The organism is Sphingobium yanoikuyae (assembly GCF_013001025.1).
GTDB classification, from domain to species: domain Bacteria; phylum Pseudomonadota; class Alphaproteobacteria; order Sphingomonadales; family Sphingomonadaceae; genus Sphingobium; species Sphingobium yanoikuyae_A.
This window is the reverse complement of the sequence record NZ_CP053021.1, coordinates 2,237,568-2,259,057: the sequence shown is the minus strand read 5'-3', so window position 1 is coordinate 2,259,057 and position 21,490 is coordinate 2,237,568. Positions and strand designations below refer to the sequence as shown.

The 21,490-nt window shown below is 64.2% G+C and carries 14 protein-coding genes and 1 other RNA gene; 12 read left to right on the top strand and 3 right to left on the bottom strand.

Annotated elements, in window-relative coordinates:
- Positions 1 to 19: 19 nt before the first annotated feature.
- From ssrA to HH800_RS11140, 4 genes are all read left to right on the top strand, one after another.
- Positions 20 to 374: a transfer-messenger RNA gene (gene ssrA, locus HH800_RS11155) on the top strand.
- A gap of 297 nt (positions 375 to 671) precedes the next feature.
- Positions 672 to 1,052, top strand: a complete 381-nt coding sequence (locus HH800_RS11150) for a hypothetical protein (protein ID WP_004207460.1) — start codon at positions 672 to 674, stop codon at positions 1,050 to 1,052.
- A gap of 252 nt (positions 1,053 to 1,304) precedes the next feature.
- Positions 1,305 to 2,960 (top strand): hypothetical protein, encoded by a 1,656-nt coding sequence (locus HH800_RS11145; RefSeq protein ID WP_169861103.1) that lies wholly within the window; start codon positions 1,305 to 1,307, stop codon positions 2,958 to 2,960.
- A gap of 91 nt (positions 2,961 to 3,051) precedes the next feature.
- Positions 3,052 to 5,751 (top strand): TonB-dependent receptor domain-containing protein, encoded by a 2,700-nt coding sequence (locus tag HH800_RS11140; protein ID WP_169861102.1) that lies wholly within the window; start codon positions 3,052 to 3,054, stop codon positions 5,749 to 5,751.
- Positions 5,752 to 5,835: 84 nt separating this feature from the next.
- On the opposite strand, the gene HH800_RS11135 is transcribed toward HH800_RS11140, so the two are convergent.
- A complete protein-coding gene (locus HH800_RS11135; RefSeq protein WP_235682090.1) occupies positions 5,836 to 6,345 on the bottom strand; it encodes a hypothetical protein in 510 nt (169 codons plus the stop codon).
- 216 nt (positions 6,346 to 6,561) lie between these two features.
- Here HH800_RS11135 and HH800_RS11130 point away from each other — a divergent pair, with 216 nt between their 5' ends.
- A complete protein-coding gene (locus HH800_RS11130) occupies positions 6,562 to 8,106 on the top strand; it encodes an arylsulfatase (RefSeq protein WP_169861101.1) in 1,545 nt (514 codons plus the stop codon).
- A 99-nt stretch (positions 8,107 to 8,205) separates the two neighbouring features.
- Here HH800_RS11130 and HH800_RS11125 read toward each other — a convergent pair whose 3' ends face one another.
- The gene (locus tag HH800_RS11125) at positions 8,206 to 10,971 is read right to left on the bottom strand and encodes a bifunctional aconitate hydratase 2/2-methylisocitrate dehydratase (protein ID WP_169861100.1); all 2,766 of its coding nucleotides are present in this window, start codon (positions 10,969 to 10,971) and stop codon (positions 8,206 to 8,208) included.
- 440 nt (positions 10,972 to 11,411) lie between these two features.
- Between HH800_RS11125 and HH800_RS11120 the strand changes: the two genes are divergently transcribed.
- On the top strand, positions 11,412 to 13,541 hold the full coding sequence (locus HH800_RS11120) for a TonB-dependent receptor domain-containing protein (RefSeq protein WP_169861099.1): 2,130 nt from the start codon (positions 11,412 to 11,414) through the stop codon (positions 13,539 to 13,541).
- A gap of 141 nt (positions 13,542 to 13,682) precedes the next feature.
- Here the strand turns inward: HH800_RS11120 and HH800_RS11115 are convergent, their stop codons facing one another.
- Positions 13,683 to 14,342 (bottom strand): prolyl hydroxylase family protein, encoded by a 660-nt coding sequence (locus HH800_RS11115; protein WP_169861098.1) that lies wholly within the window; start codon positions 14,340 to 14,342, stop codon positions 13,683 to 13,685.
- A 184-nt stretch (positions 14,343 to 14,526) separates the two neighbouring features.
- Here HH800_RS11115 and HH800_RS11110 point away from each other — a divergent pair, with 184 nt between their 5' ends.
- From HH800_RS11110 to HH800_RS11085, 6 genes are all read left to right on the top strand, one after another.
- Positions 14,527 to 15,387 carry a type II secretion system protein N gene (locus tag HH800_RS11110; protein ID WP_169861097.1) on the top strand — a complete coding sequence of 287 codons (861 nt, stop codon included), beginning with the start codon at positions 14,527 to 14,529 and terminating at the stop codon, positions 15,385 to 15,387.
- On the top strand, positions 15,384 to 17,630 hold the full coding sequence (gene gspD, locus HH800_RS11105) for a type II secretion system secretin GspD (protein WP_169861096.1): 2,247 nt from the start codon (positions 15,384 to 15,386) through the stop codon (positions 17,628 to 17,630). Before HH800_RS11110 ends, gspD begins: the two co-directional genes overlap by 4 nt.
- Positions 17,631 to 17,653: 23 nt before the next feature.
- Positions 17,654 to 19,168, top strand: a complete 1,515-nt coding sequence (gene gspE / locus HH800_RS11100) for a type II secretion system ATPase GspE (RefSeq protein WP_010336568.1) — start codon at positions 17,654 to 17,656, stop codon at positions 19,166 to 19,168.
- Positions 19,161 to 20,378, top strand: coding sequence for a type II secretion system inner membrane protein GspF (gspF, locus tag HH800_RS11095; protein WP_069338210.1), 1,218 nt, complete (start codon positions 19,161 to 19,163; stop codon positions 20,376 to 20,378). The genes gspE and gspF overlap by 8 nt, the downstream gene beginning before the upstream one ends.
- Positions 20,379 to 20,389: 11 nt before the next feature.
- Entirely contained in the window at positions 20,390 to 20,875 is a 486-nt protein-coding gene (gene gspG, locus HH800_RS11090) for a type II secretion system major pseudopilin GspG (RefSeq protein ID WP_069338209.1), read from the top strand.
- A 112-nt stretch (positions 20,876 to 20,987) separates the two neighbouring features.
- Entirely contained in the window at positions 20,988 to 21,437 is a 450-nt protein-coding gene (locus HH800_RS11085; protein WP_169861095.1) for a GspH/FimT family pseudopilin, read from the top strand.
- Positions 21,438 to 21,490 lie beyond the last annotated feature (53 nt).

Genomic DNA, 21,490 nt, shown 5'->3' with positions numbered 1-21,490 from the left:
CGCCTCCATCATCCAACACCGGCTTGATAAATCGCGCGGCCGCCGCCATATAGGGGGTGCCGGGCTCGCCCGGCTATGGTGATAAATCGTGTCGTATAATAGACGCAGCGGACCCGGGGGCAGTACCCGGCGGTTCCACCACATGTCCCGGAAGACCTTTGGTCTGGCGGGGTGTCTGATGGGGCCGAACTAGGATCGACGTGTGTTCAAAGGCGATGCTTTTACCCGGCCCGTGTAAGCCGTTAAACTGTGCAAAACTCACAAGTGCCAACGATAACGAAGCACTCGCCATTGCAGCGTAATTGAGGGCCTCACGGCCTGACGTTACTCTAAAATAGCGCGGTTGAGCCCACCGGGCAACAGAAGGGAATTCAGCGGCCCCCGGAGGCGCCGGGCAACAGAAGCCTCCGGACCCAATCCATCGACGATGTTTTTTCAGGCCACGCCGCTTGCGGCGCATGGCCTTTTTTCGCGTGCATGATGCGATTCGAATCGGATGAAATTTGCATGCCGCATTCGATTTCACTTTTATGACACTGATGTGAAAATCGCATAAGGCAATGAAATTGCACCGATATAAAATGGAATCGGCGCCCATGCCTGATCTTGTGTCGATGTCATCAAGATGAAATAATTCCGGCTATGTTGGAAAGTTTTTTCGGAGAAAATCGATGTTCAAGGCGGCGGCAGTTGCGGGCTTTCTTCTGGCTTCGGCAGTGCCGGCCATGGCATCGGCGGCGGATGACGTGATCGTCAGCGTCGTGCCGGATGCGGGTCTGGCCGCGTCGGCGCTGCTGGCCCATGATTTCGACAAGGCCGCCCGCAAGCTGCAGGCGGTCTGGCCCGACACCATCAACGATCCGGCGCGCCTGATCAACCTGGGCAATGCCTATGCGGGCATGGGTCGCACCAGTGACGCGCGCGAAGCCTATGCCGCGGTGGCACGCGTGCCCGACATGACGCTGGTGCTGGCCGATGGCAGCGAGGAATCCTCGCGCTCGATCGCGCAGCGCGCCTCGGCCCGCCTGAATACGAGCTATGCGATGCGCTGAACGCCCTGTTTCAGTGGCTCGCGCAGGGGTGTCGTCCGATGGACGGCGCCCCTTTCTGTTGCTGTGGCGGTTGGGTCACTGTCTTTGAACTGTAATTTTACCGACCCCGATATGTCATAAAAGGAAAATGAGGCTGTCATTTACCGCGCCTACCTGCCGCTTCCGAGGGCGACAGGGGGCGTTGTCCGATTCGCTTTTCCCCCTTGCGCTCCGCATCGCAACAAACCCGGCAGAAGCCGGAGCGGAGACGACATGGCCAAGATCAACCGTATCCATAATATCCTGATGGCGGGCTGCGCCTGCGCGGCGCTGGCTGCCTGCGGCGCGGACGACATCGCTTCGCCCGGCACCGGTGGCGACGTCATCATCAACCCGACCCCGACCCCCACGCCGACCCCGACCCCCACGCCGACCCCGGCTGCCGTCACCCCGGCTGCGGGCTGCCCGACGATCGCCGATCCCAAGGGTCTGACCGACGAGGGCACCATTTCCAGCGCGAACGGTGATGCCTGGCGCGTCTGCACGCTGCCTTCGATCATCGCCAAGAGCATCACCCTGCCCAAGATTGCCGGCCTGGTCTATCAGATGAAGGGCCGCGTCGACGTCGGCTGCGACAGCGGCTTCGCTGCGCCCACCGCCTCGGCGCCCGTCACCAGCTCGACCGTGGGCTGCACCACCGCCAACGGCTTCACGCTGGTCGGTGGCCAACTGACCGCCGACACCAACGTCACCCTGACCATCGAGCCGGGCGTCATCGTCTATGGCGGCACCGGCACGAGCTGGCTGGCCGTCAACCGCGGCAACAAGATCAACGCCGTCGGCACCGCCAGCGCGCCGATCATCTTCACCAGCCGCGACAATATCAACGGCAACTCGACTGAAAACTCGATGGGCCAGTGGGGCGGCGTCGTGCTGATGGGCCGTGCGCGCGTCACCGACTGCAACAGCGGCGGTTCCGTTGGCGCAGACACTTGCGAGCGCCAGACCGAAGGTTCGGCCGATCCGGCCGTCTATGGTGGTCGTGACGACACCTATAATGCGGGCACGATGAAATATGTGCAGATCCGCTATTCGGGCTATGTTCTGGGTTCCAACTCGGAGCTGCAGGCGCTGACGACCGAAGGCACCGGCAGCGCCACCACGCTGGACTATATCCAGAGCTTCAACAGCTCGGACGACGGCGCGGAATTCTTCGGCGGCACGGTCCACATGAAGCATTATATCGCCACCGGCGCGGATGACGACAGCCTCGACGCCGACACCGGCATCCAGGGCCGCTTCCAATATGTGCTGATCGTGCAGCGTCCGGGCCAGGGCGACGCGCTGATGGAAGTCGACAGCAATGGTCTGGAAAGCGATACCCCGCGCCAGAACACCATCGTCGCCAACTTCACCGCGATCCAGTCGCAGGTCAGCAGCAACAACGAAGCCAATGACCAGGCATCGATCCTGAACCGCGGCAACAGCGACCTGTCGCTGGTGAACGGCATCGTCGTGTCGCCCAACAACGAGTGCGTCCGCCTGCATGGTACCGGCACTGCCGCGACCCGCGCCACGCTGACCGCCCGTTCGGTGCTGATGCAGTGCAACGCGACCAAATATATCGGTTCGGGTAGCGGTTCGACCGCCTACACCGCCGCCGATGTCGCCGCGATCTTCAGCGGCAACAACAACAATGATGCCTACACGGCCTCGCTGAGCGCGGTGTTCATCAACGGTGCGGCCGAAACCGCCGCCACCGCGATCGACGCCAAGACGCTGGACAGCTTCTTCGACACGACGACCTATGTCGGCGCGGTCAAGGACGCCAACGACACCTGGTTCGCCGGCTGGACCTGCAACTCGGCCTACGCGCCGTTTGACAGCACCAGCACCGCGCGCCGCGCCTGCACCTCGATCCCGCTCTAAGACGGGACGGACCTGATGCGGGGCGGGACGCGGCCATGATCGGCCGCATCCCGCCCCGAAACGTGCAATGACCTTATCTAGGGGATATTCGATGGCGACGCCGCTCAAGTTCGCGGGCCTGCTGCTGCTTTCCACCGCGCTGGTCGCGCCGGCCGCGCTGGCCCAGGAAGTGCCCGCGCCCGCCGATGCCACCACGTCCGACCCGCAGGCGGCCGATCCTGCTGCCGCTGCCGGTCGTTCGACCGCCGAGGATCCGGAGGCGGCGCCCGACATTTCGGTCCCCGGTTCCGACATCATCGTCACCGGCCGCCGCAGTGCCAACGTCCAGAAGAATATTCCGGCGGTGGTTTCCGTCCTGTCTTCGGCTGATATCGCCCGGACGGGTGATGGCAACATTGCCGGCGCGCTGGGCCGCGTCACCGGCCTGTCGGTGGTCGGCAACGGCTATGTCTACGTCCGAGGCCTGGGCGATCGCTATTCGCTCGCGCTGCTGAACGGTTCGCCGCTGCCCAGCCCCGAGCCGCTCAAGCGCGTCGTGCCGCTGGACCTGTTCCCGACCAACATCGTCTCGTCCTCGATGGTGCAGAAGAGCTATTCAGCCAATTATCCCGGCGAATTCGGCGGCGGCGTCATCAACCTGACGACCAATGCGGTGCCGGCGGAAAGCTTCCTGACGATCAGCGGCGGTATCGGTGCCAACACCGAAACCACCTATCAGATGGGCTATAGCTATTATGGCAGCAAGAGCGACTGGACCGGCTTCGACAATGGCAGCCGCGACATTCCGCCGGCGCTCGCCGCCTTCTTCGCCAGCGGCGAACGGATCAGCTCGGGCAATGTCGATACCACCGCGATCGCGGCGGAAATGGTGCGCTTCAGCAAGGGCACCGTCCAGCGCATCAAGGATATCGACCCCAATTATTCGGCGACCATCTCGGGCGGCACCTCGTTCGACCTGGGCGGTTCGACCCTGGGCCTGATCGCCACTGCGGGCTACAGCAACAAGTGGACCACGCGCGACCAGCGCCAGCAAAACTCGATCACGCCCGACCTGTCGGCGCTCAATTCGGATTTCCAGCGCGTCACCACCGACAATCGCATCGTCGTGAACGGCCTGCTGGGCCTGGGCCTGGAGTTTGGCGATAACAAGATCCGCTGGACCAACCTCTATATCCGCGACACGCTCAAGCACACCCGCATGGGCCTGGGCAACACCCAGACCCAGCCGACGTCGGACATCATGGAGCAGGATACCGCCTGGTATGAGCGCCAACTGATCGACACGCAGGTGGTGGGCGAGTTCAAGCTGAGCCCGGCGTTCAGCCTGGACGTGCGCGGCGGCTTCGCCAATTCGCAGCGCGAAGCTCCCTATGAACTGTCGTTCGAATATATCCGCACCAATGCGGCGGCCGACCCCTATGGCAATCTGTTCGTCAACCGTCTGAACGGCAATACCGGCCAGACCGCGACGGTCAGCTTCTCTGACCTCAACGAGGATCTGTGGTCGGGCGGCGCGGACCTGACCTGGAAGCCGTCGGCCGACATGGCGCTGACCGCCGGCTATGCCTATGTCGACACCAACCGCACCAGTTCGCGCCGCGACTTCCAGTTCCGCGCGTCGAGCGACATGCCCGAGGGCGTGGGCGTGCTGCGTCCCGACCTGCTGCTGGCGCCGGGCATCGTCAACGCTTATGACATTGCCCTGATCGAGACCAACGAAGGCAATCCCGCCTTCCGCGCGACGCTCAAGAACCATGCCGGCTATGGCAAGCTGAACTGGCAGATACTGGACGACCTGTCGCTCGACGCGGGCGTGCGTTATGAAACGGCCAAGCTCAACGTGTCGCCACTGCAGGTGTTCAGCACGCCAGGCGCCGGCACGGCCTCGACCCAGCTCGACAACAATTACTGGCTGCCCAGCGGCACGCTGACCTGGCAGATGCGCGACGACATGCAGGTGCGCCTGAACGCGTCGAAGACCATTGCCCGGCCGCAGTTCCGCGAGTTGATCTATCAGTTCTATTTCGACCCGGACACTAACCGTCGCTATCAGGGCAACCCCTATCTACAGGACAGCAAGCTGTTCAACGCGGAAGCGCGCTATGAATGGTATTTCGCGCGGGATCAGCGCTTTACGCTGTCGGGATTCTACAAGACGATCGACAATCCGATCGAAACCTTCATCTCGCTTAACAGCGACGCGTTCATCACCAGCTTCGCCAATGCGCCCAAGGCCGACCTCTATGGCGGCGAAGTCGAACTGCAGAAATATTTCGACCTGTCGTCCATGTCTGACAGCGCGTTCTTCTCGACCCGCCGTCTGGTGACGATCGCCAACTATACCTACACCAAGTCGAAGCTGAAGGTGAAGGAAGGCGATACGACCGCCGTGTTCGGCGCGTCGTCGACGCTGGCGACCGACTATTTCCGCAACGGTTCGCCGCTGACGGGCCAGTCGGACCATCTGGTCAACTTCCAGTTCGGCCTGGAAGACCAGGACAAGCTGTCGCAGCAGACGCTGATCCTGTCCTATGCCAGCAAGCGCGTGACCAGCCGTGGCCTGGCCAACCAGGACCAGCCGGACGTCTATGAACATCCCGGCATCAACCTGGACTTCGTGGCGCGCCAGGGCGTCTATGTCGCAGGGCGCCAGTTCGACGCCAAGTTCGAGGTGCGCAACATCCTGGGCAACGACTATGAGGAAAGCCAGTCGAACGGCACCAACAAGGTCATCTACAATGCCTATAATTATGGCACGACCTTCAACTTCTCGCTTTCGACGACCTTCTGACGTCAGGCACAGCCGAAACGGAAAGGGCGCCCGATCGGGCGCCCTTTTGCGTTGGGGGATCGGCGGCGCGGGCTCATTTTTCGATCAGCTTTCGATCAGCAGCTTCACGATCCGGCGCTTGCCGAAGCGCAGCGGGTCGGCGAACCAGGTTACCTCCAATTTCTGCCCCTCGCGCAGATAGGGCGGGCCGCCGGCAAAGCCGCAGAAGGTCGCCACCGGGCAGCGGCTGCCCTCGTGCCAGGAAAAACTCTCCTCGCCGATGTCGAAGCCCTGGGTGACATTGGTCTGATGTTTCTGGAAGGAGAGGGGGTCGGTATTCCGGCTGCGCGTGCGGATGTCCCATAATTTGCTGATCCGGCCTTTTGTCACGCTCATCTGGTCCATGTCCATGGCGCTGACCCGTAGCTGGTCGAACAGCGGCAGGCCGCCGAACCACAGGCCGGCAAGCAGGATCGCGGCTGGCGTATAGCGCGGCATTCGTCGCCCGGATCGCTTCCACCAGCGGGCGCCCAGGAACAATAGGGCACAGAAGATCAGATAGAGGATCGCGGCCCAGTCGAACGGCGCCATGCTCCTGTCATAGGCTGTAATCACCTCATCCTCCCCCTGTGCATTGTTCCCGTCATGCCATGACGGTTGCGAAAGGAAAGAGGCTGGCGGTGCGCGTGGCCGGGCGGGGGCTGGACGCGGGCAAGCATGTTGTCCGTGCATCATCGCGGACGCTTCACAGGGTTTTCCCCGATAGCCGGCTGGTCAGGCAGGATGCAGACAAAGGCGACCCAATTCCTGTTCATGCGAAGGGAAAGCACCATGGCCGAGAAGAAACCTAATATCCTCGTCATCTGGGGCGACGATATCGGGATATCGAACCTCAGTTGCTACACCGACGGGGTGATGGGCTATCGCACGCCCAATATCGACCGGATCGCCAAGGAGGGGATGAAGTTCACCGACAGCTATGGCGAGCAGAGCTGCACCGCCGGCCGTTCTTCCTTCATCACCGGACAGAGCGTGCTGCGCACCGGCCTGTCCAAGGTCGGCATTCCCGGCGCGCCGGTGGGCATGAGCGACAAGATCATCACCATCGCCGCGCTGCTGAAGGAACAGGGCTATGCGACCGGCCAGTTCGGCAAGAACCATCTGGGCGACCTGAACCATATGCTGCCGACCAACCATGGCTTCGACGAATTTTACGGCAATCTCTATCACCTGAATGCCGAAGAAGAGCCGGAGATGGAAAATTATCCGCTCAACGAACCGGACATGCCGCATTTCAAGGAACGCTTCGGCCCGCGCGGGGTGATCCATTCCTTCGCCAGCGATGTCGACGACGCCACCGAAATGCCGCGCTGGGGCAAGGTCGGCAAGCAGAAGATCGAGGATACCGGCCCGCTGACGGCCAAGCGCATGGAGACGTGCGACGATGATTTCGTCGAACGCGCGTCGAAATTCATCAAGCAGGCGGAGGCCGACGGCAAGCCCTGGTTCGTGTGGGTCAACACCACGCACATGCACATGTTCACCCACCCCAAGCCGGGCAGCAAGGGCCAGGCCGGCCGCTGGCAGTCCGACTATCACGACACCATGATCGACCATGACAGGAATGTCGGCCAGTTGCTCGACCTGCTGGACGAACTGGGCAACGCCGAGGACACGTTCGTCCAATATTCGACCGACAATGGCCCGCATCGCAACAGCTGGCCCGATTGCGGCACGACGCCGTTCCGCAGCGAAAAGAACACCAATTGGGAAGGCGCCTTCCGCATTCCGATGATGGTGCGCTGGCCGGGCAAGGTGCCGGCCGGATCAGTTTCCAACGGCATCGTCCAGCATCATGACTGGCTGCCGACCTTCCTGGAAATGGCGGGCGAGCCCGACATCGTCGAGAAGGTGAAGAAGGGCTACAAGGCGATCGGCCGGACCTACAAGAACCATATCGACGGCGTCAGCCTGGTCGGACACATCACCGGCAAGGAGGAGAAGAGCCCGCGCAACGCCTTCTTCTACATCAGCGACGATGGCGACATCCTGGCCATGCGCTACGACAATTGGAAATGCGTGTTCCTGGAGCAGCGCTGCGCCGGCACGATGAAGGTCTGGGGCGAGCCGTTCACCCGGCTGCGCATTCCCAAGCTCTTCAACCTGCGGATCGATCCCTATGAGTTCGCCGACATCACATCCAACACCTATTATGACTGGGTGTTGAAGAACACCTTCCTGCTCTATGGCGCGCAGGCGGGGGCGGCCCAATTTGCCGACACCTTCAAGGAATTCCCGCCGATCCAGAAGCCCAACACCTTCACCATTGACGACGCGATCAACGCGATGGGCGATGCGGCGGGCGGCGCGAGCTGAACCATGAAAAAAAGCGGCGCGGGATACTGTCCCGCGCCGCTCCTGATAATCGCTGTCCTGATGCCGCCGCCCGATCCTGCGATCGGGCGGCGGTCTTGATCAGGCCGCCTTGGGCGGTGCGAACTTGGTGAGGTCGATGCCGACCACGGCCTTCTTATATTCGTCCATGTTGGGCGTGCGGCCCAGGATGGTCGAGAGCACGACCAGCGGGGTCGAGGCGAGGAGGGACTCGCCCTTCTTCTCGGCCGTGTCTTCCACCACGCGGCCCTGGAACAGGCGGGTCGAGGTGGCGAGGACGGTGTCGCCCTTCGCGGCCTTTTCCTGGTTGCCCATGCACAGGTTGCAGCCCGGACGCTCCAGATAGAGCGTGTTCTCATATTCGGTGCGGGCAGCGTTCTTGGGGTGGCTGTCGTCGAACTCGAAGCCGGCGTACTTCTTGAGCACGTCCCAGTCGCCTTCGGCCTTCAACTCGTCGACGATATTGTAGGTCGGCGGGGCGACGACCAGCGGCGCCTTGAACTCGACCTTGCCCTCGGCGGCTTCGATATTCTTCAACATCTGGGCCAGGATCTTCATGTCGCCCTTGTGGACCATGCACGATCCGATGAAGCCCAGATCCACCTTCTTGGTGCCGCCATAATAGGAAACCGGGCGGATGGTGTCATGGGTGTAGCGCTTCGACACGTCGGCATTGTTGACGTCCGGGTCGGCGATCATCGGTTCGTCGATCTGGTCGAGGTCGACGACGACTTCGGCATAATATTTGGCGTTGGCGTCGGGCGACAAAGCGGGCTTCTCGCCCGAGCGGATCTCGGCGATGCGCTTGTCGGCGAGGGCGATCAGGCCCTTGAGCGTGCCGGCGGCATTTTCCATGCCCTTGTCGATCATGATCTGGATGCGCGACTTGGCGATTTCCAGCGACTCGATCAGCGTTTCGTCCTGCGAGATGCAGATCGACGCCTTCGCCTTCATCTCGGCGGTCCAGTCGGTGAAGGTGAAGGCCTGGTCGGCCAGCAGCGTGCCGATATGGACTTCGATGATGCGGCCCTGGAACACATTCTCGCCAGCGAACTGGTGGAGCATCTGCGCCTGGGTGGCGTGGACGACGTCGCGGAAGTCCATATAGGGCGCCATCTGGCCCTTGAAGGTGACCTTGACCGACTGCGGGATCGGCATGGTGGCTTCACCGGTGGCCAGCGCCAGCGCAACCGTGCCCGAGTCCGCGCCGAAGGCGACGCCCTTCGACATGCGGGTGTGGCTGTCGCCGCCGATGATGATCGCCCAGTCGTCCACCGTGATGTCGTTCAGCACCTTGTGGATGACGTCGGTCATCGCGTGATAGACGCCCTTGGGGTCGCGCGCGGTGATCAGGCCGAAATTGTTCATGAAGCTCATGAGCTTGGGAATGTTGGCCTGGGCCTTCTTGTCCCACACCGACGCGGTGTGGCAGCCCGACTGATAGGCGCCATCGACCAGCGGCGAGATGACGGTGGCGGCCATCGCCTCCAGTTCCTGCGCGGTCATGAGGCCGGTGGTGTCCTGCGAGCCGACGATGTTGACCTTCACGCGCACGTCCGAACCGGCATGCAGCACCTTGCCCGGCGTCACGCCCACGGCGTTGCGGTTGAAGATCTTCTCCACGGCGGTCAGGCCCTGGTCGTCGACCGTGATTTCCTTGTTCGGCGCGAACACCTTGGGTGCTTCGATGCCCAGCGTTTCGGCGGCGAAGGTCTGGAGCTTCTTGCCGAAGACGATGGCGTAGCTGCTGCCCGCCTTCATGAATTCCATCTTCTGGGGCGTGAAGGCGGCGGCGACGTCGACCAGTTCCTTGCCGGCCTCGTCGGTCAGCTTCTTGTTCTTGACGTCGATCTTCAGCACCGTGCCGGTCGCGACCGAGAAGGCCTCCTCCAGCACCGGATTGCCGTCATTGTTGATGATCGCCTTGCCCTCGCCATCGGTCTTCTTGACCCAGTTCTTGAGGTTGAGGCCGATGCCGCCGGTCACGTCCACGGTGGTCGCGAAGATCGGCGAGATGCCGTTGGTGCCGGCGACCACGGGCGCATAGTTGACGAAGGGGACATAGGGGCTCTGCTGCTTGCCGGCCCACAGCGCCACATTGTTGACGCCCGACATGCGCGAGGAGCCGACGCCCATCGTGCCCTTTTCGGCGATCAGCATGACGCGCGCGTCGGGATGCTGGGCCTTCAGGGCAACGATTTCCTGCTGCGCTTCGGGCGAGATCATGCACAGGCCGTGCAGTTCGCGGTCCGAACGCGAGTGCGCCTGGTTGCCCGGCGAGAGAAGGTCGGTCGAGATATCGCCTTCGCCGGCGATGAAGGTCACGACCTTGATCTCGTCCTCGACCTCGGGAAGCTTGGTGAAGAATTCGGCCTTGGCATAGCTTTCCAGCACGTCCTTGGCGACGGCATTGCCGGCGGCGAAGGCGTCGCGCAGGCGGAACATGTCGGCGTCGTAGAGGAAGACCTGGGTTTTCAGGACGTCGCCCGCCTGAACCGCCAGCGCGGCGTCATCGCCGAGCGCGATGTCGAGCAGCACGGCGATCGAGGGGCCGCCCTTCATGTGGCTGAGCAGTTCCAGCGCGAAAGCGGAGGTGATTTCCGCGACGGTGACGTCGCCCAGCACGATCTTCTTGAGGAAGTCGGCCTTCACGCCGGCGGCGCTGGTGGTGCCGGGCAGGGTGTTATAGATGAAGAATTTGAGCGCATCGGCGCGATGTTCGCTGCCGGCATCCTGGATCAGGGTGATGAGTTCGGCGACGAGGGCGCCGTCGTCGATCGGCTTGGGTGCGAGCCCCTGGACTTTCCTGCTGTCGATTTCGGCCAGATAATCCAGGTAGATGCTCATTATAAATCCAATGCCATAAAGTGTATGAATCCGGGCGTGGCACCACCGGACGGCTTTATGGACCGACCTGGGGCGGTGACGGGTCGCGCGTAGGCCAAGATCGCCCGGCTTGCAAGCTGCCCGATAGGCCCGGATGCACCGATCCGGATCGCCCCGGCGCTCGCTGCGCGGGGAGCGGCGGCGATCCGTAGCGGCGGACGAGTGTCGAAGCGGATATTGGGTGCCACCATGATGTCTGCAACCCTTCCTATGTTGCCCAGGCGGCTCCAACATGTCCCGTAAAGAAAAGGCCTGCGCTCCGCCGGTGTCGCGATTGTGAGAAATTGTTGCGCAGGCGGCTGGGCATATCATCATTGATTGACCGCCACCTTCTTCCTCCACATCAGCCCGTGAAATTCTAATGCGACTAAGTCGCACTATTATTTCAATGGGGGTCTGAAATGCCATTTCCTGCAATCTTCTCGCCGCGTGCCCATCTGCTGGCGGGCGCTGCCCTGATCGGTGCGCTCGCACTGCCCGTCGCCGCCCAGGCGCAGGCGCCCGATGCCGACGCCGATGCGCAGTCGAGCGCGATCGTCGTCACCGCGGCCGGCTATGAACAGAATATCATCGAGGCGCCGGCCAGCATCACCGTGCTGGGCCGCGAGGAATTGCAGGAAAAGCGGTTCGGCAGCCTGGCCGAAGCACTGCAGGATGTGCAGGGCGTCGATGTCGGCGGCGAAGCGGGCAAGACCGGCGGCCTCAACATCTCGATCCGCGGCATGCCCAGCGACTATACGCTGGTGCTGATCGACGGCCGGCGCCAGAATGCGCCCGGCGGCGTCACGCCCAACGGCTTTGGCGAAACCTCCACCAGCTTCTTGCCACCCTTCTCCGCGATCGACCGGATCGAGGTGGTGCGCGGCCCGATGTCCACCCTCTACGGCTCGGATGCGATGGGCGGCGTCGTCAACATCATCACCCGCAAGGTCGGCGATCGCTGGGTCGGCACCGCCAGCGCCGAAAGCACGATCCAGGGCGATGATCGCTTCGGCAATATCCAGTCGGTCAACGGCTTTGCCCAGGGGCCGATCATCAAGGGGCTGGCCGGCCTGACCCTGCGTGGCAGCGTCTTCCACCGCGCCGGCTCCGATATCGAGATCCCCGGCGATCCGGCGCTGACCTTGGGCCGCAACCCGGTGGAATCGGACATCTATAATTATGGCGGCCGGCTGACGCTGACGCCCCATGCCGATCATGACCTGTGGTTCGAATATGATCGCAACGAACAAAGCTATGACAATAGCCGGGGCCAATTGGGCACGCTGGGATCGGGCGGCTATGCCCCCGAACAGCGGTTCAATCGCAGCAATTATGTGATCGCGCACAGCTGGCGCATGGGCTTCGGCCAGCTCGACACCACCCTGACCCGCAACGAGACCGAGACGATCGGCCGCCTGATCCCCAATGGCACGCCGGGCGCGGTGCCGGGCAGCCCGCGCACGCTGGAGGCGCGCAACGACATCATCGATTCCCGCTTTGCCGGCAAGGCGGGCGCGCTGGCCTTCACCGTCGGCGGCCAATATTGGAAGGCGCGGATGGTCGAGGGCGTGGCCCCCGAGCCGTTCAAGTTCACCCAATGGGCGGGCTTTGCCGAAGCGACGCTGACCGTCGTCGACGGCTTCAACATCACCGGCGGCGCGCGCTACGACAATCACTCGACCTTCGGCGACAAATGGTCGCCGCGCGCCTATGCGGTGTGGAACATCAATGATGTGCTGACCCTGAAGGGCGGTGTCAGCCGCGGTTTCAAGACGCCACGCGTCGAACAGATTGCCGAGGGCATCATCGGCTTCGGCAGTCAGGGGCGGGTGCCGCTGCTGGGATCGCCGGGCCTGACGCCGGAAACCAGCACCAGCTATGAAGCGGGCCTCTATTATGACGGCGACGGCTTCTTCAGCGGCAATGTCACCCTGTTCAACAATGACTTCACCGACAAGATCGCCAGCGGGCCGGGGGTGCCCAATTGCCAGTTCTCGGCCGCGCCCAACCTGCCGGGCTGCGTCGATGTCGGCAATTTCCCCAATGTCGAGATGTTCAGCCAGTCGATCAACATCGACAAGGCCCGCACCCGCGGCGTCGAGGTGGCAACCCGTTTCGCCCTGACCTCCACCCTGTCGCTGACGGCCAACTATACCTATACCGAGACCGAGCAGCTGAGCGGCGCGGAAGAGGGGCTGCCGCTGATCGGCATGCCCAAGCATATGCTGAACGGCAATCTGCGCTGGAAGCTGGGCGACAAGACCAGCGTCTGGGCACGGGCGGAAGTGCGGTCGAGCCGTTATCGCGGCGCCAATGTCCAGCAGACGGCCGTGGGCGACTTCCGCAGCTATGAAGTCTTCCACCTGGGCGGTTCCTACCAGATCGCGCCGGCCTTCCGCCTGTCGGCGACGCTCTACAACATCCTCGACACCGACTATGCGGTCTATGTGCCCTATCAGACTGCGGCCAATGTGACCGCCTGGACCCCGGCCTATTCGATCAACCAGGAAGGGCGCCGCCTCTGGCTCTCGGCCACGGTCGACTTCTGACGGGAGAAGGGCCCCGCCCTGCGCACCAGGCGCGGGGCGGTGTCATAGTTGCCTTGCGGGGCGGACGTTGCGAACGCCCACCCCGCTGGCGGCAAATCACTCAGCGCGGCTGAAATATGTGCGCCGCCTGGGGCATCGCCTTCAGCCCCAGGGGCGTTCGCGATACCATTTGGTGATGACATGCTTGACGCCGCTGCGGACCTTCATGCCGTGGTGGAGGCTGGCGGGGTTGAAGCGATCCGGGGTGATGCGGTTGTTCCAGGCGAGCAGCTTGCCGGTTTCGGGCTGCACCGTCTTGCCGATCTTCGTGAAGCGGGTGGCGCCACCGGCGGCCGGTTCGTTGAGATAGACCATCAAGGTCCAGGTGCGGTTACCCGCGACCGCGCAGAATCTGTCATAGTCCGCGCCCTTGGGTTCGAAATAATCGGTATGCGCCTTGAATTCCTGGCCGACGCCATAGCGCTGGCCCTGGATCGGTTCGCCATATTGGGTGGCGATGCCGGCAAAACCGTCGAGGCGGGCGTTGATGGCGGCGACGAACGGGTCGCCATGGTCGAGGTCGCAGGTCTCGCTGGTGCGGAAATAGCCGTCACCATTGGCGTCGGCGATGGTCGAGGGGCGACGGTCCGCATCGATCCGCGCGATCACCTGCGCGCATTCGTCAAGACTCAGGAAATCACGCTGGATGAAGAGGGTGAGATCCTTGCTGGGCACCCGCTGGACGCGCGGATGGCTGGCGATCCAGGCCGGATCGGCGTCGGGTGCGGCGGGCGGTGACAGGATCGGGTCGGACAAGGTCATGGGCATTTCCGCGAATGACGGCGCTGCAGGCCGGTTTCCGTGGCCCTAGCTATCGTTGACCCTGCGAAATGCAAGCATCGTCGCGGCCCCATTGCTACCTGTCATATTATGGTAACATAAACGTCATCTGGCAGTAAGAAGAGTTGCCTAGCAGGCGGGCGAACCAAGGGGGACATTTCGGCTCATGCGTGTGCCGTTCGGCGACAAGTTGCAAGGGTGGCGGCGCTATGCGCGGCCGGTCGACTGGCTGGGGCTGGTCGAGAAGCTGTTGCTGGCAGTGCTGGCATTGCAGCTCGCCCGGCTGGTGTGGGTGTTGCTGACGCCGGTCGGCGCCTTCGGCCCCTGGGAAGGGCGCCAGGCGCAGGTGCTTTCCGCCAGTGCGCGGCAGGCGCTGTTCGCCAGTTTCGATCCCTTTTTCCGCACCGGCGCGCAGCAGGCGGGCAATGGCGTCGTCACTTCGCTGGCGCTGACGCTCTATGGCGTGCGGCTGAACGAGGGGACGGGGCAGGGATCGGCGATCCTGGCGACGCCCGACGGCATCCAGAACAGCTATGCCGTGGGCGACGAGATCATGCCCGGCGTGGTGCTCAAGGCGGTATTGTTCGACCATGTGACGATCGATCGCGGCGGGGCGGAGGAGCAGGTGTTCCTCGACCAGTCCCAGCCGGCGTCAGCGGCCGGTGGGCCGGCCGGTGGACCGGGCGGCGCGCCCGAGGGGGATATGGCGCCGGGCGAAGGCGCGCCCTCGCCGGTGCCGGGCCGCGATGCGCCGAGCGCCGATGCGGTGAAGCGCGACATCGGCTTTTCCCCGCGCACCCAGAATGGCCGGGTGACGGGGCTGGTGCTGAGCCCCAAGGGGCCGGGCTTTCAGAATGCCGGTTTCCAGGCCGGCGACATCGTGACCCAGATCAACGGCCAGCCGATCGGATCGGCCGGTGACCTGGCATCATTGCAGAACCAGATCGTGCCCGGCGCACGCCTGTCCCTGACCGTGGAGCGCGGCGCCGTCACCGTGCCGATCAACCTGATATTGCAAGGCCAATGACCAGACATATCCTCAAATATTCCGCCGCGCTCGCGCTGGTCCTGGCTGCCCCGGTCCCCGGTTATGCGCAGCAGACGCTGAATGTGCGCGATGCCGATATCCGCGCCTTCATCCAGGATGCCGCGCGCGTCACCGGCCGCACCTTCATCATCGACAACCGGGTGCAGGGCAAGGTGTCGGTGGTGACCGACCGGCCGCTGTCCAAGTCGGAATATTTCGAGATCGTGCTGTCGACGCTGCGCGCCAATGGCCTGGTCGCGGTGCCGGCGCCCGGTGGCGCCTATCGCATCCAGCCGGCGGACGGCGCGGCCGGCCAGCCCAGCGCGGTGGGCCGGGCAGCGACCCGCAACAGCTTCGTCACAGAAGTCTTCCGCCTGCGCTCAGTCGACGCGGCGAGCGTGCTGGAAACGCTGCGCCCGCTGATCAGCAAGGAAGGCACGGTCACGGCCAATCGCGCCGGCAACAGCATCGTCGTCGCCGACTATGCCGACAATGTCGCGCGCATCCGTCAGGTGATTGCGCGGGTCGATCGCGACACCAGCTCGACCCAGATGGTGATGCTGAAAAATGCCGGCGCGCGCGAGATCGCGACATCGCTGCAGGCGCTGGTGCAAAGTGGCGGCGGCGAGAATGGCGCGCCGGCGGCCGCCAGCGTGGTGCCGATCGACAGCAGCAATGCGATCGCCATTCGCGGCGATGTGAACACCGTCACGCGCCTGGCCAATATGGCGCGCGAGCTGGATCGTCAGGCGGCGAGCGGCACGGAAATCCGCGTTTACTGGCTGGAACATGCCGATGCGGAGAAGCTGTTGCCAGTGTTGCAGCAGCTGATCGGCCAGTCGAGCAGCTCGCCCGTTACCTCGTCGGTCCCGGCGGCTGGTGCCAGCGGCGGTGCTGGCGGCGGTGCGGCCCCGGCCAGCGCGGCGGCGGCGCCGGTCGCGGCAGCCTCGACCGGATCAAGCGGCAGCGGCATTTCGACCCGCGGCCCGGCGATCGTCACCCGCTATGAAGGCGCCAATGCGATCATCGTTGCCGCCAACAGCGACGTGCAGCGCATGCTGGGCGAGACCATCCGCCAGATCGACACCCGCCGCGAGCAGGTGCTGGTGGAGGCGATCATCGTCGAGATCAGCGATGCGGCGGCCAAGAAGCTGGGCGTGCAGTTCCTGCTCGGCAGCACATCGACCGGCTTTGCCGCGACCAATTACAGCAATGCCTCGCCCAGCCTGATCACCATTGCCGGTGCCTATGGCGCGACCAAGCTGGGCACCACCAAGACGACGGTGGTGGCGGCCGACGGCACGACCACGACGACCGAAACGCAGACCAACAGCGACCTGGCCAGCAGCCTGACCCAGGCGGCAGTCGACAGCCTGGCCAGCGCGACCGGCATCGTCGGGGGCCTGGGCACGCAGATCGGCAAGAACGGCATTTTCGGCGCGATCATCAATGCGGTGAAGTCGGATACCGAGAGCAACCTGCTGTCGACGCCTTCGGTGATGACGCTGGACAATCAGAAGGCGTCGATCCTGGTCGGCCAGCAGGTGCCGGTGACCACCGGCGAGGCACTGAGCCAGAATTTCGACAACCAGTTCCGCACCGTCCAGCGCCAGGATGTCGGCATCAAGCTAGAGGTGAAGCCGCAGATCAACACCGGCGGGGCGATCAAGCTGTTCCTGAAGCAGGAAGTGTCGAGCGTGGCCGGCCCGGTCAGCAATTCGAGCAGCGACCTGATCATCAACAAGCGCGAGATCGAGACCACGGTCACGGTCGATGACGGCGAAATCCTGGCGCTGGGCGGCCTGCTGGACGATAATGAGCGCAAGACGATCGAGCGCATCCCGCTGCTGTCCGACATTCCGGGCATTGGCGAGCTGTTCAAGTCGCGCAGCAAGAGCCGGACCAAGACCAACCTCATGGTCTTCATCCGGCCGACCATCCTGCGCACCAAGGAAGATGCGCAACGCCTGACCCAGCAGCGCTATGGCTATGTGCGCGGCATGCAGTTGCAGCGCAGCCCCGACAGCGAGCCGACCATCGACGAGCTGGTGCGCGACTATATGGGCGCGCAGCCGCCGATCGCGCCGCAGCCCGGCGACATGCTGGTCGAGCCGCAGGCCGGTGCCGCCGCGCCGGCGACATCGCCGGCACCGGGACAGGTCCAGGTCATCGAACCCACGGTGCGGCAGTCGAGCGGCGTCGTCCGCCCGGTCGACCTGCCGCCAAGCGGAGAGCAGAAGTGAGCGAACAGGAGCATGTGACGGTAATGCCGTCGGTTCTTCCGCCACGGCCCGTCGATATCCCCTATGGCTTTGCCCGCAAGCATGGCGTGGTGATGTTGCCGCAGGATGGCGAGCGACTGTCGATCGCGGTGCGCGAGGGCAGTGATCCGCGCGTGCTGCTGGAGGTGCGCCGTCATCTCGCCCGCAGCTTCGACGTGCGCTTCGTCGAAGCGCCGCAGTTCGACCGGCATCTGTCCGATCATTATGCGATGGAGGGCAGCGCCGCCGCCATGGCCGGGTCGATCGACGTCGGCGCGGACGAGCTGGACATATTGGCCGCCGACATTCCGACCGCCGACGATCTGCTCGATAGCGCAGACGACGCGCCGGCGATCCGCCTGATCAATGGCATCATTGCCGAGGCCGCGCGCCAGGGCGTGTCGGACATTCATATCGAACCCTATGAGACGGGCCTGATCGTGCGGATGCGCGTGGACGGCGTGCTGCGTGAGACGCTGCGCATGCCGCCGCATGTCGCGCCGGTGGTGGTCAGCCGCATCAAGGTGATGGCGCGGCTCGACATTGCCGAACGGCGCGTGCCGCAGGATGGCCGTATCGGCCTGACCTTGGGCGGCAAGCTGCTCGACGTGCGCGTATCGACCCTGCCGAGCCGGGCGGGCGAGCGGGTGGTGCTGCGTATCCTGGACAAGGAAAATGCCGGCATCACGCTCGACCTGCTGGGCATGACCGGCGCGCCCGACCGCATCTTCCGCGAGGGGCTGAGCGAGCCCAACGGCATCATCCTGGTCACCGGGCCGACCGGTTCGGGCAAGACCACGACGCTCTATGCCGGCCTGCGCAATCTGAACGATGGCAGCCGCAATATCCTGACCGTCGAAGACCCGGTCGAATATGCGATGGAGGGCGTGGGCCAGACCCAGGTCAATGCCAAGGTCGGGCTGACCTTTGCCGCCGGCTTGCGCGCGATTTTGCGGCAGGATCCGGACGTGGTGATGGTGGGCGAAATCCGTGACCGCGAGACCGCCGAGATCGCGGTGCAGGCCTCGCTGACCGGTCATCTCGTGCTGTCCACCGTCCACACCAATGACGCGGTCGGCGCGATCACCCGTATGCGCGACATGCGGGTCGAACCCTTCCTGCTTGCCTCGACGCTGCGCGCCGTCGTCGCCCAGCGGCTGGTGCGGCGGCTGTGCCAGCATTGCCGCGAGCCGGTGCAGGCCGACAAGTCGGCAAGCGCGCTGCTGGGCTTTGACCCCGGCACGATCATCTACCGGGCGCGTGGCTGCGACGAATGCAATGGCACCGGCTATAAGGGCCGGATCGGCGTGTTCGAGGCGATCCGCGTCGACGACACGATCCGCCGCCTGATCAACGATGGCGGCGACGAGTCGCTGATCGCCCGTCATGCCTTCCTGAACGCGCCGAACCTGGGGTCGGCCGCGCGCGCGCTGGTGCGCGACGGCCAGACCACGGCCGAGGAAGCGATCCGCGTGTCGCGCCGCGATGCGACCGAGGTGGAAACCATTGCCGATGGCTGATTTCGACTATGTCGCGATCGACCCGGCGGGCAAGGAACGCAAGGGCAGCGTCAAAGCGGACAGCCTGGACGAGGCGCGGGTCAAGCTGGATGCGCGCAAGCTGTTCGTCGTCCGGCTGGAGCCGGGCGCGGTGTCAGTCGCGCGCAAGCGGGCCGGCCTGTCGCTGCGCGCGCCCAAGCTGTCGGCCAAGGAACTGACGCTCTTCACCCGGCAGTTGTCGACCCTGATCCAGGTGAGCCCGCTGGAGGAATCGCTGCGCACGATCAGCCGGCAGAGCGAGCAGGATCATGTCCGCGCGATCGTCGGCAAGGTCCATTCGGGCGTGCTGGAGGGACGGCGGCTGGCCGATGCGCTGGGCGCGGAGCCGAAAAGCTTTCCCGCCCTCTATCGTGCGATGGTGTCGGCCGGCGAAAGCTCGGGTAGCCTGCCGACCATCATGGAGCGTCTGTCGGAACTGATGGAGCGGCAGGCGATCATGCGCTCCAAGGTGCTGACCGCGATCGCCTATCCTTCCGTGCTGGCGACCTTTGCCGTGTTCGTGGTCGCGGCGCTGATGATCTTCGTCGTGCCCAAGGTGGTTGAGCAGTTCGACACGGTGGGGCAGCAATTGCCGTTGCTCACGCGCATGGTGATGGGCATTTCCGCCTTTCTGGCGGGCTATTGGTGGTTGTTGCTGATCCTGATCGGGCTTGGCGCCTTCGGCTTCTGGCGCGCGCTCAAGATCGACAGCTTCCGCTTTCGCTTCGACGCGATGCTGCTGGGCCTGCCGGTGCTGGGCCGGCTGATCCGCGACCTGCACGCCGCGCGGATGGCGCGCACGCTCTCGACCATGGTGGCGAGCCGGCTGCCGCTGATGGAGGGGCTGTCGCTGACCGCCAACACGGTGCATAATCGGGTGCTGCGCAAGGCGTCGGACGAGATTGTCGAGGCGATCCGGGGCGGTGGCAGCCTGTCGGCGGCGTTGAAGCGGGCAGGGGTGTTTCCCCCGTTGCTGGTCTATCTGGCGGCGAGCGGCGAGAGTGCCGGGCGGCTCGACACGATGCTGGAACGCGCGGCCGATTATCTGGAGCGCGAGTTCGACGCCTTCACCTCGGCCGCGCTCGCCATGCTGGAGCCGATCATCATCATATTGATGGGCGGCATCGTCGCCGTCATCATCCTGTCCATCCTGCTGCCGATCCTGCAGCTGCAAAGCCTGACCGGGGCTTGAAGGAGTAGAATATGCTGAAGTTGAACAAGATCCGGGCCGCGCTGATCGAACGGGAGGCGCAGCTTGCCGCCCGCCGTTCCGCCGAACACGGCTTCACGCTGGTCGAACTGATGGTCGTCATCGTCATCATCGGCCTGCTGGCGACGATCGTGGCGATCAACGTCATCCCCGCGACCGATACCGCCCGCGTCGAAAAGGCCAAGGCGGATATTTCGACCATCGAGCAGGCGCTGGAGCAATATCGCCTCGACAACCTGACCTATCCGGCCGCGTCGGACGGGCTGCAGGCGCTGCTCAACCCGCCCGCCTCGCTGGCGCAGCCGCAGCGCTACCGCCGGGGCGGCTATATCAAGAAGCTGCCGCAGGACCCGTGGGGCCGCGCCTATATCTACACCGTGCCGGGCAAGAAGGGCGCGTTCGACATCAGCTCGCTGGGCGCCGATGGCCAGCCGGGCGGCGAGAATGAGAATGCGGACATCTATTCCAGCGAAATGTGATGCCGCACGTCGAGCGGAGCGAGGTGCCTCGCTCTGCTCGGCAGGGGGCTTCGACAGGCTCAGCCCGAACGGTGGTGGGGCATCGGCTCCGCCACGCAACGGCTTTACGCCTTTGTCGCGTTCCGCCCAACAGGGCTTTACCCTCATAGAGCTGATGGTCGTGCTGACGATCATCGGCTTCATTTCGGCTGCCGTGGTGATCGCCATTCCCGATCCGCGCGGCCGGATCGTTGACGATGCCGACCGCTTTGCCGCGCGCGTTGCCGCCGCGCGCGACGAAGCGGTCGTCACCGCGCGCCCGATGGGCGTGTGGGTCTCCGCCTCGGGCTATGGGTTCCAGCGCCGTGAGGGCAGCCAGTGGGTGCCGATGGAGGAAAAGCCCTTCGTCAGCGCCAACTGGAAGACCGGCACGCGCGCATTGGTGGGGCAGGACGGCCGACAACAGATCGCCTTTGACGGCACCGGCCTGCCCACCGATCCGCTGACCATCACTCTGGCGCGCGAGGCGGAGCGGGTGCAGGTGAGCGTCGACATGGCCGGAAAGGTCGTGGTCGGTGGCTGATCGGCGGTCCTTTTCTTCCGTCATCCTGACGAAAGTCAGGATCCATTCGGCGC

Excerpts from the sequence above, each read along its gene's own strand:
- HH800_RS11150 (WP_004207460.1), top strand. The coding sequence starts at position 672 with ATGTTCAAGGCGGCGGCAGTTGCGGGCTTTCTTCTGGCTTCGGCAGTG.
- HH800_RS11145 (WP_169861103.1), top strand. The coding sequence starts at position 1,305 with ATGGCCAAGATCAACCGTATCCATAATATCCTGATGGCGGGCTGCGCC.
- HH800_RS11140 (WP_169861102.1), top strand. The coding sequence starts at position 3,052 with ATGGCGACGCCGCTCAAGTTCGCGGGCCTGCTGCTGCTTTCCACCGCG.
- HH800_RS11130 (WP_169861101.1), top strand. The coding sequence starts at position 6,562 with ATGGCCGAGAAGAAACCTAATATCCTCGTCATCTGGGGCGACGATATC.
- HH800_RS11125 (WP_169861100.1), bottom strand. The coding sequence starts at position 10,971 with ATGAGCATCTACCTGGATTATCTGGCCGAAATCGACAGCAGGAAAGTC.
- HH800_RS11120 (WP_169861099.1), top strand. The coding sequence starts at position 11,412 with ATGCCATTTCCTGCAATCTTCTCGCCGCGTGCCCATCTGCTGGCGGGC.
- HH800_RS11115 (WP_169861098.1), bottom strand. The coding sequence starts at position 14,342 with ATGACCTTGTCCGACCCGATCCTGTCACCGCCCGCCGCACCCGACGCC.
- HH800_RS11110 (WP_169861097.1), top strand. The coding sequence starts at position 14,527 with ATGCGTGTGCCGTTCGGCGACAAGTTGCAAGGGTGGCGGCGCTATGCG.
- gspD (WP_169861096.1), top strand. The coding sequence starts at position 15,384 with ATGACCAGACATATCCTCAAATATTCCGCCGCGCTCGCGCTGGTCCTG.
- gspE (WP_010336568.1), top strand. The coding sequence starts at position 17,654 with ATGCCGTCGGTTCTTCCGCCACGGCCCGTCGATATCCCCTATGGCTTT.
- gspF (WP_069338210.1), top strand. The coding sequence starts at position 19,161 with ATGGCTGATTTCGACTATGTCGCGATCGACCCGGCGGGCAAGGAACGC.
- gspG (WP_069338209.1), top strand. The coding sequence starts at position 20,390 with ATGCTGAAGTTGAACAAGATCCGGGCCGCGCTGATCGAACGGGAGGCG.